We start from the raw sequence: 16625 nt of genomic DNA, 5'->3' as shown, positions 1-16625 counted from the left end.
CTAAGGTTAATGAATGAAAACAGTATCTATTAAAGTTAAAGGCGCAATTCTATCTGCATTGATTTTGCTGATTTGTCTATTTATATGGCACATGGCAACAACGCAGAAGGTTGCGCCACCCTCTGGAATATCAACGAACTCCAGCGAGTACAACAGTCTTATGGGGCAGGGCGGTGGCGAGCTTGTTCAAAAAACAGGCTTTCCAACCCTAACGCAAATGGGGCAGACCATCTTTAAGCAGTTGTCACACCCGTTTTATGACAATGGCCCAAACGATAAGGGAATAGGGATTCAGCTTGGTTACTCATTAGCACGCGTTGCTTTGGGTTTTTTGTTGGCAATGTTAGTGGCTATTCCATTTGGATTTTGGATTGGCATGTCTCCTTTAGCTTATGAGGCATTCAATCCATTTATTCAAATTTTGAAGCCAATTTCTCCTTTAGCATGGATGCCAATTGCGCTTTACACAATTAAAGATTCTGCTATTTCAGGAATCTTTGTAATCTTTATTTGCTCTGTATGGCCAATGCTGCTCAATACCGCCTTTGGTGTAGCGAATGTGCGTAAAGAATTATTAAACGTAGCCAAAACATTGGAAGTATCTCCATTACGTAAAGCATTCTTAGTTATTCTTCCTGCGGCCGCACCAACAATTTTGACTGGTATGCGGATCTCCATGGGTATTGCATGGCTTGTCATTGTTGCTGCAGAAATGCTGGTTGGTGGCACAGGTATTGGTTATTTCTTGTGGAATGAGTGGAATAACTTATCTCTCTCTAGTGTGATATTCGCAATTCTTTTAATTGGTATTGTTGGAATGTTGCTTGACACTGCATTCGGCAAGTTACAAAAGGCGGTTTCTTATGCAGATTGAAAATACTTTTCTCAAGGTTGAAAACCTCAGTAAGTCCTATAAGCTCGATGCACCTCCTGTATTTGAAGGCATCAACTTTGAAATTGATCGTGGAGAGTTTGTTTGTATTATTGGCCACTCTGGATGCGGCAAGACAACTATTCTCAACGTCCTTGCAGGTCTTGAGGAGGCTACCGGTGGTGATGCCATCATGCTTGGGAAGCGGATTCAAGGGCCTGGATTAGAGCGTGGTGTTGTATTCCAAGGTCATGCGCTAATGCCTTGGATGACTGTTCTACAAAACGTTGCATTTGCTGTTAAATCCAAATTTCCAGATTGGTCTAAACAGAAAATAGCTGAGCATTCTAAAAAATACTTAGCCATGGTTGGCTTAGTGAATGCTGAGAACAAAAAACCTTCGGAGTTGTCCGGTGGCATGAAGCAGCGGGTTGGTATTGCTCGTGCATTTGCAATTGAGCCAAAAATGCTCTTACTTGATGAGCCGTTTGGGGCGCTAGATGCTTTAACCCGCGGGGTGATTCAGGATGAGCTCTTAAAAATATGCAAAGAGACAAATCAAACTGTCTTCATGATTACGCATGACGTTGATGAAGCCATATTGCTTTCCGACAAAATTATGTTGATGAGTAATGGGCCCAATGCTCGTATTGCTGAAATCGTTGTGAATACGCTACCCAAAGGTAGAAAGCGTGCCAACTTACATCACGACGCTATGTACTACCCAATGCGCAATCATTTAGTTGATTTTCTAGTGAATCGCTCAAAAGATTTGCAGGTGAAAGCAGCCAGTGGTGAGCTTGCTTCATATAAACCCCTGATAGTTCTACCTGGGGTTGAAGAAACTATTACGCAGTAAATAAAACTTAAATCAAGGAGAAAAAAATGGATCGTTCTGTTGTTACGCAAAAAATTATTGAAGCTAAAGTACGCAATGGTATGAAATGGAGTGATATCGCCAAGGCTATCGGTGAGTCAAAGGAGTGGGTTACTGCTGGCTGCTTAGGCCAAATGACCTTTACTAAGTCTCAGGCTGAGGCTGCTGGTAAGTTATTTGAATTAACCGATGAAGAGATGGCATGGCTTCAAATTGTTCCCTACAAAGGCTCGTTGCCAACAGCAGTACCAACCGATCCATTGATCTACCGTTGGTATGAGATTGTGAGTGTATACGGCACAACCATCAAAGAACTCATTCATGAAGAATTTGGTGACGGCATCATGAGTGCAATTGATTTCTCAATGGATATTCAACGTGAGCCTGATCCAAAGGGCGATCGTGTACAGGTGGTGCTATCAGGAAAGTACCTTTCCTACAAAACCTATTAACAATAGAAACATCCCTAAGAGCCACCTTCGGGTGGTTTTTTATTGGGGTATTCTTGCAATAAATTACTAAACAATAGAGGCCAATAATGAAAGATGCTATAGATTTCAAAACCCTTGTTAGTCAAATTGGCGAAGCTGTTGTTATTTCTGACCGAGATGAAAATATCTTGTTCTGGAATGCATCCGCTGAACGTATTTTCGGCTATAGCCAAGATGAGGCTTTGGGGAAAACTCTCAGCATCATTACCCCTGAGCGCTTTAGAGAGAGACACTCAAAGGGTTATTTCCATACAATGGAAACCGGCAAAACAAAGTATGGCAATACCTTGCTGCGCGTTCCAGCGCTCCACAAAGATGGTGGCTCTATTTCGATTGCTTTTTCAGTCACAATGATCTTTGATGATCAGAATCAGCCTTTTGCGATTGCAGCGATCATACGAGATGAAACAGAGCGATTCCAGGAGGAGCAAAATTTAAAGGCCAAGTTAGCTGCATATGAAAAAGCAAGTATCGCTCCAAAGGAGTAATCTTGCTGCAAAAATAGCCTTTTCGAATAGCTGCTTTGGGTCGTCAGGAGATAATCAGAATCAATGGATTTCAAATCCACTCCTAGAGTTAGATTTCTAGGTTATCGATCAAACGTGTCTTACCGAGCTTAGCAGCCGTCAGAATTACGAGTGGCTCTCCTGCCTGAAGACTTTCATTGGATGCGGGCGCCAAATCACTTTGTTGGCGAATAGCAATGTAGTCCGGTTGCCAGCCGCGACCAGCAAGCAACTCAACTGCTATTTTCTCGATCTCATGGAGTGAATGCGTATTACGTCCACTCAAATCAAGAACGCGTAAGCGAACTTCCTTCAAGGCCTTCTGTAATTCTGGTGCTTCAGCGCGCTCCGCGGTGGAGAGGTAACCATTGCGAGAGGAGAGGGCAAGACCATCTTCGGCGCGAATGGTTTCCCCTGGAATGATGTCCACCGGGAGTGCAAATTGATTGGCCATCTGACGAATGATCATCAGCTGCTGGTAATCTTTTTTTCCGAAGACTGCCACTTTAGGCTGAACGCAAGAGAGTAGCTTGAGCACTACGGTGCAGACGCCTTTAAAGAAGCCGGGGCGGAACTCGCCCTCAAGGATGTCGCCTAGCTGCTGTGGTGGATCTACACGGTATTCCTGGGGCTGAGGATATAGATCGCGCTCAGTTGGCGCAAATAAGATGTACACCCCTTCTTTTTCCAGCTTGTCGATATCGGCCTGCATGGTGCGCGGGTAGTTATCGAAATCCTCGTTAGGGCCAAACTGCAACCTGTTTACAAAGATGCTGGCTACTACGGGATCACCATGCTGTCTTGCGAGGCGCATCAGTGATAAGTGGCCCTCATGGAGGTTGCCCATAGTAGGCACAAAAGAGGCGCGATTTTGTCCACGTAAGTGGTCACGTAACTCTTTTATATCGCTAATAATTTTCATGCAACAGGGGTGTAGGCGAGTCGTACGTAAATTGGCGCATAAGGCTCAGCCTGAGTGATCTCTACTAAAGCCTCGCGTGAAAGCTCTAGCATTGCAATGAAGTTCACGATCACTACTGGAATGCCTTTGCCAGACTTAATCGCATCTTCAAAGAGCTCGCCGAATTCTACAAAGCGAGTGCCTTGTAAGCGACGCAAAATACGCGTCATAAAATCACGCACGGATAACTCTTCGCGAGTTATGGTGTGGTGTTGATTGAGTTTGGCGCGGTGCAGTACATCACGCCAAGCCATTTGCAAGTCATCTTGATTGACATCTGGCCATGTCACGGCAACGGTAGTATCAACGTAGCCATGGGCGATTTGGAAATCACGACCCTGCTGTGGAATTTGATCGATCTCTTGTGCAGCCAGTTTCATACGCTCATATTCTAAGAGACGGCGAACAAGTTCTGCGCGTGGATCATCAACCTCTTCATCGCTATCCGCTTTTTTCATCGGCAATAACATGCGAGATTTAATTTCAATCAACATGGCCGCCATCAAGAGGTACTCGGCAGCAAGCTCGAGATTGTGATGGCGGATTTGATCGATGTAGCTCAGGTACTGTAGTGTCACCTGTGCCATTGGAATATCGAGGACATTGAAATTCTGCTTACGGATGAGGTAGAGCAAAAGATCGAGAGGGCCTTCAAATGCCTCTAAGAAAACTTCTAGTGCATCGGGTGGAATGTAGAGATCTGTCGGGAGCTTAAATAGTGGCTCACCATACAACTTTGCAAACGCTGAGGACATGCCATCCGTCACGGATGGAGTGCTATCGAGCAAATCCGCTTGAACGCTTGGCTCAGATCCCAACTTATTACCCGAGTTAGTCATTCGAATAAACGTAAGGGCGCTGCTTTAATTTGGCAGCCTTGGCGCGACGTTGGTCTTCAGTAGTCAAAGGCTCTTTATCCCAAAGGAGTGCACGACCAGCTTGCTGACCCGCTTCGAGATGCGGTTGCTCGGATTTGAGCTCATCTAAGAACTGGGTGAATTCGGATGTATACCTAGCCATCATATTTCCTAAAATTCTCAATTAATTCAGTAACTTGGAAAAATTACTGGGCAACAGATTTCTGCTTAGCCCATCATTATTAACGATTTTTCCTACAAACCTGCCGACTTTTTGGTCAATTCCCAGAAATTAGCTCTTTTGGGCCCGTTTTTAGAGGTTTGCAGCTAATAAAGCCTCGATCTGCGGTGCTTCAACCCGAGTCATGAGGTGTTTATACGGTTTGATTGGGTTTTGGCTAGATAGAGGTGTTTTAACGTCTTCCCAGGTCATCGCGGGCACGGAAAGGAACTCTTCAACGCCAGCAGTGACTTGCGGCAATACTGGCTTGAGGTAGAGACTTAACAGGCGGAATGCCTCCAAAGTCACACTACACACTTTTTGCAAGTCAGCTTCACGCTCTGGATCTTTGGCAATTTCCCAAGGCTTGTTTTCATTCACAAAGCCATTGACCTTATCAGCCAATTCCATGATGGTACGCAACGCCTTTGCGTATTCACGTGTCTCATAGAGCTCAGCAATTTTTTCACTGGTAGCAGCAATTTCAGTCACTAGTGGATTTTGCATTGCTTCATCAGAAACTACGCCGCCAAAACGCTTCACCAAGAAGCCGGCACTGCGGCTAGCGATGTTGATGTACTTACCTAAAAGGTCGCTATTTACTCTGGCAACGAAGTCTTGGAGATTCAAATCCAAATCTTCCATACTGTCATTCAATTTCGTTGCAAAGTAATAGCGGAACCACTCTGGATTAAAGCCAGATTCAATCACGCTGTGCGCAGAGATGAGTGTGCCGCGCGACTTACTCATCTTCTCGCCATCAACTGTGAGGAAGCCGTGAGCAAATACATTGGTTGGAGTGCGATAGCCGGCAAAGTGTAGGGTTGCAGGCCAAAATAGCGTGTGGAAATACAGAATGTCTTTGCCGATGAAATGGTATTGCTCGGTAGTGGAATCGGGTCTAACCCATTCCTCAAAGTTCAAACCTTTACTCTGGCAGTAGTTGAGGAAACTGGCGTAATAGCCAATAGGTGCATCAAGCCAGACATAAAAATACTTACCCGGAGCATCAGGAATTTCAAAGCCAAAGTAGGGTGCATCACGAGATATGTCCCAGTCCCCAAGCTTACTATCTCCAGGTTGCCCAACCCATTCCTTCATTTTGTTGCGCGCTTCAGGTTGCAACGGAGTTCTGACTTGAGTCCAATCACGCAGGAAAGTTTCGCATCGTGGGTCAGATAGTTTGAAGAAATAGTGGTCGGAAATTTTCTTAATTGGAGTGGCGCCACTCACTACAGAAAAAGGATTTTTTAAATCTGTTGGAGAGTAGGTCGCGCCACACTTTTCGCAAGAGTCGCCATACTGATCTTTAGCGCCACATTTAGGGCACTCACCTTTAATAAAGCGATCCGGCAAGAACATTTCTTTTACAGGATCGTAAGCCTGCTCAATCGCACGCTTTTCAATGAGGCCTGCATCACGCAGCTTGAGGTAGATACTCTGAGAGAGGGCTTCATTCTCAGGGCTATCGGTAGTGTAGTAGTTGTCAAAAGAAATTAAGAAGTCATCGAAATCGCGCTTGTGCTCTTTCCAGACGTTGGCAATAAGTTCTTTAGGGGTGATGCCCTCTTTTTCGGCACGCAACATGATGGGCGTACCGTGAGTGTCATCGGCGCCAACATAGTGAACTTCATGACCACGCATTCTTTGGAAGCGGACCCAGATATCTGTCTGGACATATTCCACCAAATGACCAATATGAATTTGGCCATTAGCGTAAGGTAAGGCGGAGGTAACTAGCAGGCGACGTTTGGGGCTACTCATGAAAAGCGGACTTAAATAGAAAAAAATTCAACAAATGGGAATACAAGATTATGGGGCTTGAGCCTCTGCTTCAGCACTAATTTTAGTCTGCGGTTAAAGTAAATACTGATTCGAACCTAATTTAAGAGATGTTTTATGGCTTCACCCCACAATATTCAGATGTCTAAGGCCTCTGTGCCCTTGGTGCATGAGGTGCAGATCATGGATGAGGCTGGGCGCATTAAGACTACCTATATCCCTGGGGAGCGTCCCTTAACCATCTATCTGGATAAGCGCGAGGTTGTTACCTTGATGACGCTGGGCAGCGCCCCGGAGGCCCTAGTGCTGGGTTACTTGCGTAATCAGCGATTGGTAGAGTCGCCGGACGATATTGCCAGCATTCAGGTGGACTGGGAGACTGATTCGGCGGCGGTGAAGACTCATCGCAGCACCGTGGACATCGATGCACTCACTAGTAAGCGGGTTGTGACTACTGGTTGCGGCCAGGGCACGATGTTTGGTGGCTTGATTGAGGAAATGTCCGAAATTCGACTTCCAGATGGTCCCCAGTTAAGTCAAGAGGCAATCGTGGCGCTGATTGACAGTATCCGGATGCATGACACGATTTATAAGAAATCCGGCTCCGTTCATGCCTGCGCAGTGTTTGAGCGTGATGGCAATGACAAAGTCCAATTACTCCATTTTATTGAGGATGTAGGGCGTCATAACGCCGTGGATTCTATTTCAGGTCTGATGTGGCTAGCTGATAAGCCAGGCAAAGATCTGATTTTCTTTACTACCGGGCGCCTGACCTCCGAGATGGTCATCAAAGGCGCTCAGATGGGCATTCCTTTCTTAATGACCCGCTCTGGCATGACCTTGATGGGTCTAGACTTAGCCCGTAAAACTAACCTCACTCTCCTATCTCGTTGTTCTGGGAAGCATTTCGAGATATTCAATGCCCCAGAGAGGATCATTTTTAGCGTTCCACCCGCCTCTGCGTAAATTGGTGGGCGTAGGTCAGGCGATGGTTTTACAATTCGGCCATGACTATTAAATCTGACCACTGGATCCGCCGCATGGGCGAGCAAGGCATGATCAGCCCATTTGAACCTGGCCAAGTTCGCCAGGATGCTGCCGGCAACAAAATTGTGAGTTATGGCACTTCGAGCTATGGCTACGACATTCGTTGCGCGGATGAATTCAAGATCTTCACTAATATCAACAGCACAATCGTTGATCCGAAGAATTTTGATGAGCAATCGTTTGTCGATTTTAAGGGTCCGGTCTGCATTATTCCGCCGAACTCTTTTGCATTGGCAAGAACTGTTGAGTATTTCAAGATTCCACGCAGCGTATTAACAGTCTGCGTAGGTAAGAGTACTTATGCGCGTTGCGGAATTATTGTGAATGTCACTCCATTCGAGCCTGAGTGGGAAGGTTATGTGACTCTAGAGTTTTCTAATACCACTCCGTTGCCTGCCAAGATTTATGCTGGCGAGGGATGTGCACAAGTTCTGTTTTTTGAGAGCGACGAAGTGTGTGGCACATCGTACAAAGATCGCGGCGGAAAGTATCAAGGTCAGGTTGGCGTTACCCTTCCTAAGACTTAATTCTTTCATTTAAGTAGCTTATATTCGGCTTGTCTATTTGCTTTCCTGGAAAACCTAAAGGGTACTCATGAAATTTCGTTTCCCAATCATCATTATTGATGAGGACTTCCGCTCTGAAAATATTTCAGGTTCGGGTATTCGCGACTTAGCTGAAGCCATTGAAACCGAAGGGATGGAAGTCATCGGTTTGACTAGCTATGGTGATCTCACATCCTTTGCGCAGCAAGCGTCCCGGGCCTCTACTTTTATTGTTTCGATTGATGACGAAGAGTTTGTTTCTGATTCTGAAGACCATGATTTGCCTGCCTTAAATAACTTACGCGCATTCATTACTGAGGTGCGTAAGCGCAATGAAGATATTCCGATCTTCTTGTATGGCGAGACACGTACATCCCGTCATATGCCTAACGATATTCTTCGCGAGTTGCATGGCTTTATTCATATGAATGAAGATACGCCAGAGTTTGTAGCGCGCCATATTATTCGCGAAGCGAGGGTTTATCTTGACTCATTAGCACCTCCATTCTTCCGCGCTTTAACTAATTACGCTTCCGAAGGTTCTTACTCTTGGCATTGTCCGGGACATTCAGGTGGTGTTGCTTTTTTAAAGAGCCCAGTAGGCCGCATGTTCCATCAATTCTTTGGTGAGAATATGTTGCGCGCTGACGTATGCAATGCCGTTGAAGAGTTGGGGCAGTTGTTAGATCACACTGGTCCTGTATTGCAAAGTGAGCGCAATGCTGCGCGTATCTTTAATGCCGATCATTTGTTTTTTGTAACAAATGGCACATCTACTTCAAACAAAATTGTTTGGCACTCTACTGTTGCTCCTGGTGACGTGGTGCTGGTGGATCGCAATTGCCACAAGTCGGTGATTCATTCAATCACGATGATGGGTGCGATTCCTATTTTCTTGATGCCAACCCGCAATCATCTTGGCATTATTGGCCCGATTCCTAAAGAAGAATTTGAGTGGGCGAATATTAAGAAGAAAATTGATGCCAATCCATTTATTAAGAATAAAAATGTAGTGCCACGCGTCATGACGCTAACGCAAAGTACCTACGACGGCATTATCTACAACGTCGAGATGATCAAAGAGATGCTCGATGGCAGGGTGGACTCATTGCATTTCGATGAAGCTTGGTTGCCTCATGCTGCTTTCCATCCCTTTTATAAAGATATGCACGCGATTGGTTCTGATCGTAAGCGCACTAAAAAGAGTTTAATGTTCGCCACCCAATCTACTCACAAGTTGTTGGCTGGTCTTTCACAAGCTTCGCAGGTATTGGTGCAGGATGCAGAAGATACCAAGTTAGATCGTGATTGCTTTAATGAGGCTTACTTGATGCACACCTCTACTAGCCCACAGTACGCCATCATTGCATCTTGCGACGTCTCGGCAGCCATGATGGAGTCTCCTGGCGGTACTACGCTGGTGGAGGAGTCGATTGCTGAAGCAATGGACTTCCGTCGTGCGATGCGCGAAGTGGATGATAAGTTTGGCGCTGACTGGTGGTTCAAGGTTTGGGGCCCAGATCACTTAACCGAAGAAGGTATTGGTGAGCGCTCTGATTGGATTTTGGAGCCAAGTGCTAGCTGGCATGACTTTGGAAAGGTGGCAAAAGACTTCAACATGCTTGATCCAATTAAGGCAACAGTGGTGACGCCTGGTTTGGATATCGAAGGTAACTTCGGTTCAATGGGCATTCCAGCGAGTATTGTGACTAAGTACTTAGCAGAGCATGGTGTGATCGTAGAGAAGTGTGGCTTGTACTCCTTCTTCATCATGTTCACTATCGGCATTACCAAAGGTCGTTGGAATACCTTGGTAACTGAGTTGCAGCAGTTCAAGGATCACATTGATAAGAATGCCCCCCTCTGGAAAGTGTTACCAGAGTTTGTCGCCAAACATCCTCGATATGAGCGTGTTGGCCTCAAAGATATTTGCCAGCAGATTCATGAGTTCTATAAGAGTCGTAATGTGGCCGTCATGACTACAGAGATGTACACCTCCGATATGGTTCCCGCCATGATGCCTTCAGAGGCTTGGGCCAAGATGGCCCATAAGGAAGTAGATCGCGTACCCTTAGATCAATTAGAAGATCGTATTACAGCGATGTTGGTAACGCCATACCCCCCAGGTATTCCATTGCTAATCCCTGGTGAGCGTTTCAATAAACGCATCATTGACTATCTCTACTTTGCGCGTGACTTCAATGCGCAATTCCCTGGTTTTGAGACAGATATTCATGGATTGGTTAAGGGCGATATTGATGGACGTAGCGAGTACTATGTTGATTGCGTTCGGCAAGAACCTGATATCACTCTGTAAGTAAGGTCGAACGATCCACCCATACTAATACCCTGCTTTTGCAGGGTATTTTTTATTGCAGACTCAATCTCCATATAGCTATACGATGCCCTGATTAAACAAGGGCTTGCCCATGATCTTGTCTTAATACGTGCAATCAGCAGACTCACATAGCCAATTTTTTAGTAAAGCGAACCATGAGCCCCAAGTACCGCCAAAAAGACCGTCAGCAGGCTAAAAGTTAATAAAATAATATGCAGTCGCAAGATAATTTTAAGAGCTTGCTTTGGATCGTGACGATTTTTGACGTTTTTTTTTGACCAGGATGGGTTCAACTACAAAGAGCGCCAGCATAAAAATACTCCATACCAATACCATGGCGTGTAACCAAAAGAACTGAATATCTAAGAATCGATCCCAGCCATCCAATTGGTAAACCATATAAAAGCCGCTAACGCCAGCAATGACAACCATCCACTTTGCGAGTTTTGCAAATCTATTTTCGATTAATTGAAAAATAGATTCTTGTTGTGCAAAACTAAGTTGCGATTTAATGGCTGGAAGAATAATGACTGTCACAAAGCTCACCCCTCCAATCCAAATAACAATACTCAGAATGTGAATGGCTCTAGCGATCGTTAAGCCGCTCATCGGTACCTCCTATTGATGTTAGGTTGAAAAGGAGCCTCAATCATCAAGACACCATACCCGACCCCATTTAAATTCAATTTTTCGACCTAGCATTTGATTTAAAACAAAAGATCCTCCCCTTTGATGATATTTAATAGATCCAGAGCATGTCCATAGTTCTATAGAGCTATTTCAATCAGAAGGGGATGCGAAGAAAATTCCATACAACTTAAATCGATAAGGCCAATATCTTATGGCCTAAATTACGGGAGTTGTATTTGAATATGCAGATTGATTTTGAGCAGTTAGCCAAAGTGATGGGTGATGGGGTGGTTATTTCTGATGCCAATGGCAATATTGTTTTTTGGAATCAGGCCGCAGAAAGAATATTTGGATATTCTGCTGGCGAAGCTGTGGGTAAGAGTTTAGACATTATTACCCCAGAGCGGTTTAGGGAGCGTCATTGGGATGGCTACAGAAAATCAATGCAAAGCGGGACTACTCGCTACGGCAGTACCTTATTAACGGTTCCAGCCATTCATAAAGAGGGTAAGGCTTTATCTATTGCCTTTACTGTGGCTATGTTGACGAATGAAGATGGCGTTGTAGTCGCTATTGCAGCCGTGGTGAGGGATGACACTGAGCGCTTCCAGTTGGACCGTAGTTTGAAAAAACGGATTTCCGAGCTTGAGGCAAAGGTTTAGGTAATGCAGGTAATTTCAAAGCGCTACCTTCCTTTATTTGACTTAGGTTTTAGACCCTTTTACTTACTAGCGGCGTTTTGGTCTGTAATCGCAATTATGGAATGGTTGCTGGAGCTTAGTGGATCTGGAGTGAGGAATATAGGGTCTATTCCAGGCATTCAATGGCATGCCCACGAAATGATTTTTGGTTTTGCTGCAACTGTTATTGTTGGGTTCGCACTCACAGCGGTTCAATCTTGGACGGGTTTAGATACACCCAAAGGTTTCTCATTGATGCTGCTGGCTGTACTTTGGATTGCCGGTCGACTTGGGCCCCTAGTGAGCCCTAATTTGGCGATTGTTGACGTACTCTTCTTGCCAACCATTGCGGTAGTCATAGGCAAGCTCATTGTGCAAAGGAAAATGACCAGAAATCTATTTTTACCACTGATACTGAGTTTGCTTGGACTGCTCAATGGATTATTCTACTTATCAGCTTACGGGCGAATGAACATAGATGCCAATACAGTTTTAATGGCCTCATTATTTTTAATTGTGATGATAGAGATCATGATCGGTGGTCGGGTGATCCCCAGTTTTACAGCCAATGCTATTGCCGGTTTGCATCAATTTAAAAGTAAAAATCTTGCAAATATCACATTGATTTGTAGTGCAAGCGCCTTTCTGCTTTATATATTTTCATCCAGTAACTACCTCACCTCGATTATTTGCTTTCTTGCTGGCTGTCTGCAACTAATTTTGCAATGGGGCTGGAGGCCTTTGGCAACGGTGTCTAAGCCGATGGTATGGGTGTTGCATGCTGCCTATGGATGGATGTCTTTAGGGTTTATTTTTCTAGGATTGTCATCATTAGGCATCCTATCTGTGTATATCGCATTGCATGCATTTGGCATTGGCGCTACTGGCGGCCTCATCATTGGCATGATTACCAGAACGGCAATGGGTCATACTGGCCGGAAAATAAACGCGGGATACATTGAAAAAACTTGTTATGTATTGGTTCAATTAACGGCCATCATTTGGATGATTGCCCATGTAACAACGGGCGTCTGGTTTCATGCAACGATTGGTTTGGCTGGCGTGTGCTGGTGCCTCACTTTCATTCTTTACATCTTTAAATATCTCCCCTGGTTAACTAGAGCTCGATTTGATGAGCAAGCAGGATAGATTGATCTATTTTCAATTTATGGCGCACTCTCTTATATGGATAAGCCAATGACAAACTTCATTCCCCCAATCTCTGAAGCATTACTAGCAAAAAGTGGCGCTTCCCCGCTAGTTATTAAAGGGAAATCGGTGCTTCCTATTGTGCAAGGCGGCATGGGTGTGGGTGTCTCGGCGCATCGTCTTGCGGGGGCAGTGGCGGTAACTGGTGGTGTTGGCACAATCTCATCAATCGATCTAAGGCGACATCATCCTGACCTGATGAAAGAAACCCAACATCTGCTACCGTGTTCCGATAGTAAGGATGCAATTAACCTTGCTAATTTAGAGGCACTTAAAAGAGAGATTATTCTTGCAAAAGGGGAATCAAAAGGATTTGGGTTGATTGCGGTCAATGTGATGAAAGCCGTCAACGAATATGCGGCGTATGTGCGCTGCTCATTAGAAAATGGTGCTGATGCCATTGTTGTGGGCGCAGGATTGCCATTGGATTTACCGGATTTAGCGGCAGATTATCCAAATGCGATGTTAATTCCAATCCTGTCTGAATCGAGGGGCGTGCAGTTACTTGTAAAAAAGTGGATGAAAAAAGGGCGACTACCAGATGCTATTGTGATTGAAAATCCCCGATTAGCAGGTGGCCATGTAGGGGCTGCTAGTGTGGCAGATATCCATAACCCGAAATTTAATTTTGAAAATGTGATTCCCGAGGTTCTGGAGATTTTTAAGACTCTAGGTATTGAAGGAAAAATTCCATTGATAGCAGCTGGCGGCATCTCTAGTTTGCAAGATATAAAAAGGTTGCAGGGGCTTGGCGCATCTGGTGTGCAGCTTGGCACTGCATTTGCGGTGACATGTGAAAGTGATGCTGACGATGCATTTAAACAAGTCTTAGCTAATGCAACAAAAGAAGACTTGGTTGAGTTTTTGAGTGTTGCAGGCCTACCAGCAAGAGCAGTCAAAACACCGTGGCTTGGTAAATATTTAAAAGTTGAAAGTATTTTACAGGGCACCGCTCGCAAGAAGCCGCGTTGTACTATGATTTTTGATTGCCTCCATGACTGTGGTTTGCGCGATGGTAATGAGGCTTGGGGACAATTCTGCATCGACAAGGTATTGGGAAGCGCCTTAACAGGAAATGTACAAAAAGGTTTATTTTTTAGGGGCGCTGGATTGCTGCCTTTTGGCAATGAGATACGTCCTGTGATGGATTTAATCACCCGCTTATTATCAGATGTGGAGCTATCGAATCATGCTTATGCAGCCAATTAGTTTAGATGTTTTATCTGAGAAGTACCTCAAGAGTGGGGAAGTGGACGCGCAAACTATTTATGCTCGAGTCGCTAAGAGCCTCGCTTCGGTTGAGGATGCGTCGATTCGAAGTGAGATTGAGCAACGATTCTTAGATAACTTTGAAGCGGGAGCAATTGGCGCTGGTCGCATTATGAGTTCAGCAGGTACGGCTATAAAGGCAACGTTAATTAATTGCTTCGTGCAACCCGTAGGAGACTGCATTCAGGATTTGGATGAAGATGGATATCCAGGAATTTATGAGGCACTAAAGCAGGCTGCTGAAACCATGCGCCGAGGCGGTGGAGTCGGATACGATTTCTCGCGCATACGACCTAAGGGCGCAGAAGTAAAAGGAACTGCCTCAATCGCATCGGGTCCATGTAGTTATATCAATGTATTTGATCAATCCTGCTCTACTGTCGAAAGTGCAGGAGCTAGACGAGGCGCCCAAATGGGTGTCTTGCGCATTGACCATCCGGACGTACTGGAATTTATTACCGCAAAACGTACCCCTGGCAGATGGAATAACTTTAACGTTTCTGTTGGAGTGTCAGATACCTTTATGAAAGCCGTCGAAAGAGATGGTGATATTGAGCTCATTCATAAAGCTAAACCAGGTGAATTATTAATTGCTAGTGGGGCAACTCAAAGGGCGGATGGACTTTGGATTTACAAAATATTAAAAGCTAGAGAAATCTGGGATGCGGTGATGCAATCAGCCTATGATTTTGCGGAGCCCGGCATTTTGTTTTTGGATAACATTAATCGCGATAATAATTTGTATTACTGCGAGAGTATTGATGCTACAAATCCTTGTGGTGAACAACCATTACCACCCTATGGTTGCTGTGACCTAGGTCCGATCATTCTTCCTAAATTCGTAGTCAACCCATTTGGATTTGGGGGTGAGCCTTATTTTGATTTTGAAAAATTTACCAAAGTAGTCAAGACCCAAGTCAGAATGTTAGATAACGTTCTGGATGTCACTTATTGGCCGCTTAAAGAGCAGGGACTTGAGGCGCAGTCTAAGCGCCGTATTGGCGTAGGCTTTACTGGCTTAGGTGATGCCTTGATTATGCTAAAGCTTCCCTATAACAGCACTGCTGGGCGTTTAAAAGCAGCTGAAATTTCTGAACAACTGCGTGATATATCTTATGAGGCTTCAGTTGAGCTAGCCCAAGAGAAGGGCGCATTTCCCAAATTAGATATTGAGCATTACCTTTCTGGCGGAAACTTTGCTAGTCGGCTTAGTGAGGACCTAAAGGATAAAATTCGCAAGCATGGATTGAGAAATAGCCACCTCTTATCTATTGCCCCCACTGGTACTGTCAGCCTGGCATTTGCTGATAATGCTTCCAATGGGATTGAGCCACCATTTTCTTGGGTTTACACCAGGAAAAAGAGGGAGGCAGATGGATCTACTAAGGAGTATGCCGTTGAAGATCATGCATGGAGAATGTATCGTGATTTAGGTGGGGATGTAAATGAACTACCGGAGTATTTTGTAACCGCATTAGAGATGTCTGCAGAAGACCATATCTTAATGATGGAGGCAGTACAGCCGTTCATTGATACGGCAATATCAAAGACAGTAAACGTGCCTGCTGATTATGTATATGACAAATTTAAAGATTTGTATTTAACGGCCTGGAAGTCTAAGTTAAAGGGTTTGGCAACATATCGTCCAAATAGTATTTTGGGCTCAGTGCTTACTGTCACGCCATCTCCCTCGGATGCTAGTTCAGTTTCCGATCTTGATACTGAAGATTGGAGAAGCAATCCTTCCAAAAAAGTAGTAGATCGCAGGCCCAATGGTGAGTTACCGGCCGTAGCTGAAAAAATAAGCTATTGGACCCAGGATGGGCAGAAAACGCTTTACCTCATCATTTCTTTCTTAACTGTTGAGGGTATAGCGGATGGCAAAAAAGCCAGCGTTGAGCGGGCGATTGAGTTCTTCATGCCAGTTGGACAGAGTGGGGAGTCTCAGCAGTGGATTACCTCTAGCATGCGTATGTTGTCTTTAGCAGCTCGAGGTGGTTTTTTAGCTAGAGCCCTTAGTGATATGAAAAAAGTTGCCTGGGACAGGGGACCTGTTCGCTTGGGAACCAAGAAAAAGCAAGATGGTGCACTGGCCCCGATGTGGCATGACTCAGAGGTAGCGGCGGTGGCATTTGCCATTGAGAATATTTTGGCTAAAAGAGGGATAGATGAATTTAAAGCTTCCGATGAATTTACTATCGGGGAGGTCGATAGCCAAAAAGTGAGTAGTAATGGACTAATTGCAGGTAAAAAATGCCCAGATTGTGGGGCGCATGCTTTGATTAAAAGGGACGGCTGCGAATACTGCACTAGCTGCGGATTTATCGGTACTTGCGGCTAAT

At 44.9% G+C, this 16625-nt stretch carries 16 protein-coding genes; 11 read left to right on the top strand and 5 right to left on the bottom strand.

From position 1 onward, the window contains the following. Positions 1 to 13 precede the first annotated feature (13 nt). The 4 genes from ntrB to CBI30_RS02965 all read left to right on the top strand — a co-directional run bounded on the left by ntrB (position 14) and on the right by CBI30_RS02965 (position 2727). Positions 14 to 874, top strand: coding sequence for a nitrate ABC transporter permease (gene ntrB / locus CBI30_RS02980; RefSeq protein WP_088526848.1), 861 nt, complete (start codon positions 14 to 16; stop codon positions 872 to 874). Continuing rightward, on the top strand, positions 864 to 1730 hold the full coding sequence (locus CBI30_RS02975; protein ID WP_088526847.1) for an ABC transporter ATP-binding protein: 867 nt from the start codon (positions 864 to 866) through the stop codon (positions 1728 to 1730). The genes ntrB and CBI30_RS02975 overlap by 11 nt, the downstream gene beginning before the upstream one ends. A gap of 26 nt (positions 1731 to 1756) precedes the next feature. After that, positions 1757 to 2200 (top strand): cyanase, encoded by a 444-nt coding sequence (cynS, locus tag CBI30_RS02970; protein ID WP_088526846.1) that lies wholly within the window; start codon positions 1757 to 1759, stop codon positions 2198 to 2200. An 86-nt stretch (positions 2201 to 2286) separates the two neighbouring features. Then, positions 2287 to 2727, top strand: coding sequence for a PAS domain-containing protein (locus CBI30_RS02965; RefSeq protein WP_088526845.1), 441 nt, complete (start codon positions 2287 to 2289; stop codon positions 2725 to 2727). Positions 2728 to 2815: 88 nt separating this feature from the next. Here the strand turns inward: CBI30_RS02965 and panC are convergent, their stop codons facing one another. The 4 genes from panC to metG all read right to left on the bottom strand — a co-directional run bounded on the left by panC (position 2816) and on the right by metG (position 6547). Next, positions 2816 to 3667, bottom strand: coding sequence for a pantoate--beta-alanine ligase (gene panC / locus CBI30_RS02960; protein ID WP_088526844.1), 852 nt, complete (start codon positions 3665 to 3667; stop codon positions 2816 to 2818). After that, on the bottom strand, positions 3664 to 4545 hold the full coding sequence (locus tag CBI30_RS02955; protein ID WP_088526843.1) for a segregation and condensation protein A: 882 nt from the start codon (positions 4543 to 4545) through the stop codon (positions 3664 to 3666). Before CBI30_RS02955 ends, panC begins: the two co-directional genes overlap by 4 nt. Then, entirely contained in the window at positions 4538 to 4726 is a 189-nt protein-coding gene (locus CBI30_RS02950) for a DUF3460 family protein (protein ID WP_088526842.1), read from the bottom strand. The genes CBI30_RS02955 and CBI30_RS02950 overlap by 8 nt, the downstream gene beginning before the upstream one ends. 150 nt (positions 4727 to 4876) lie before the next feature. Continuing rightward, the gene (metG, locus tag CBI30_RS02945; protein ID WP_088526841.1) at positions 4877 to 6547 is read right to left on the bottom strand and encodes a methionine--tRNA ligase; all 1671 of its coding nucleotides are present in this window, start codon (positions 6545 to 6547) and stop codon (positions 4877 to 4879) included. A 135-nt stretch (positions 6548 to 6682) separates the two neighbouring features. On the opposite strand from metG, the gene CBI30_RS02940 reads away from it, so the two are divergent. The 3 genes from CBI30_RS02940 (at position 6683) to CBI30_RS02930 (ending at position 10474) form a co-directional block, all read left to right on the top strand. Further along, positions 6683 to 7531, top strand: coding sequence for a formate dehydrogenase accessory sulfurtransferase FdhD (locus tag CBI30_RS02940; protein ID WP_088526840.1), 849 nt, complete (start codon positions 6683 to 6685; stop codon positions 7529 to 7531). 41 nt (positions 7532 to 7572) lie between these two features. Beyond that, positions 7573 to 8139, top strand: a complete 567-nt coding sequence (gene dcd / locus CBI30_RS02935; protein ID WP_088526839.1) for a dCTP deaminase — start codon at positions 7573 to 7575, stop codon at positions 8137 to 8139. A 67-nt stretch (positions 8140 to 8206) separates the two neighbouring features. Next, the gene (locus tag CBI30_RS02930) at positions 8207 to 10474 is read left to right on the top strand and encodes an arginine/lysine/ornithine decarboxylase (protein ID WP_088526838.1); all 2268 of its coding nucleotides are present in this window, start codon (positions 8207 to 8209) and stop codon (positions 10472 to 10474) included. Positions 10475 to 10726: 252 nt separating this feature from the next. On the opposite strand, the gene CBI30_RS02925 is transcribed toward CBI30_RS02930, so the two are convergent. Continuing rightward, positions 10727 to 11104 carry a DUF4149 domain-containing protein gene (locus CBI30_RS02925; RefSeq protein ID WP_088526837.1) on the bottom strand — a complete coding sequence of 126 codons (378 nt, stop codon included), beginning with the start codon at positions 11102 to 11104 and terminating at the stop codon, positions 10727 to 10729. A gap of 257 nt (positions 11105 to 11361) precedes the next feature. On the opposite strand from CBI30_RS02925, the gene CBI30_RS02920 reads away from it, so the two are divergent. Genes CBI30_RS02920 through CBI30_RS02905 form a run of 4 tightly spaced genes read left to right on the top strand, consistent with a single transcriptional unit; the run spans position 11362 to position 16624 of the window. After that, positions 11362 to 11787, top strand: a complete 426-nt coding sequence (locus tag CBI30_RS02920) for a PAS domain-containing protein (protein WP_206075545.1) — start codon at positions 11362 to 11364, stop codon at positions 11785 to 11787. Between the two features lie 3 nt (positions 11788 to 11790). After that, entirely contained in the window at positions 11791 to 12954 is a 1164-nt protein-coding gene (locus CBI30_RS02915; protein ID WP_088526835.1) for an NnrS family protein, read from the top strand. A 36-nt stretch (positions 12955 to 12990) separates the two neighbouring features. Beyond that, a complete protein-coding gene (locus CBI30_RS02910) occupies positions 12991 to 14223 on the top strand; it encodes an NAD(P)H-dependent flavin oxidoreductase (protein WP_420812038.1) in 1233 nt (410 codons plus the stop codon). Next, on the top strand, positions 14204 to 16624 hold the full coding sequence (locus CBI30_RS02905) for an adenosylcobalamin-dependent ribonucleoside-diphosphate reductase (RefSeq protein ID WP_088526834.1): 2421 nt from the start codon (positions 14204 to 14206) through the stop codon (positions 16622 to 16624). Before CBI30_RS02910 ends, CBI30_RS02905 begins: the two co-directional genes overlap by 20 nt. Position 16625 lies beyond the last annotated feature (1 nt).

The organism is Polynucleobacter aenigmaticus (assembly GCF_002206635.1).
Taxonomy (GTDB): domain Bacteria; phylum Pseudomonadota; class Gammaproteobacteria; order Burkholderiales; family Burkholderiaceae; genus Polynucleobacter; species Polynucleobacter aenigmaticus.
This window is presented reverse-complemented; position numbering and strand designations above follow the sequence as displayed.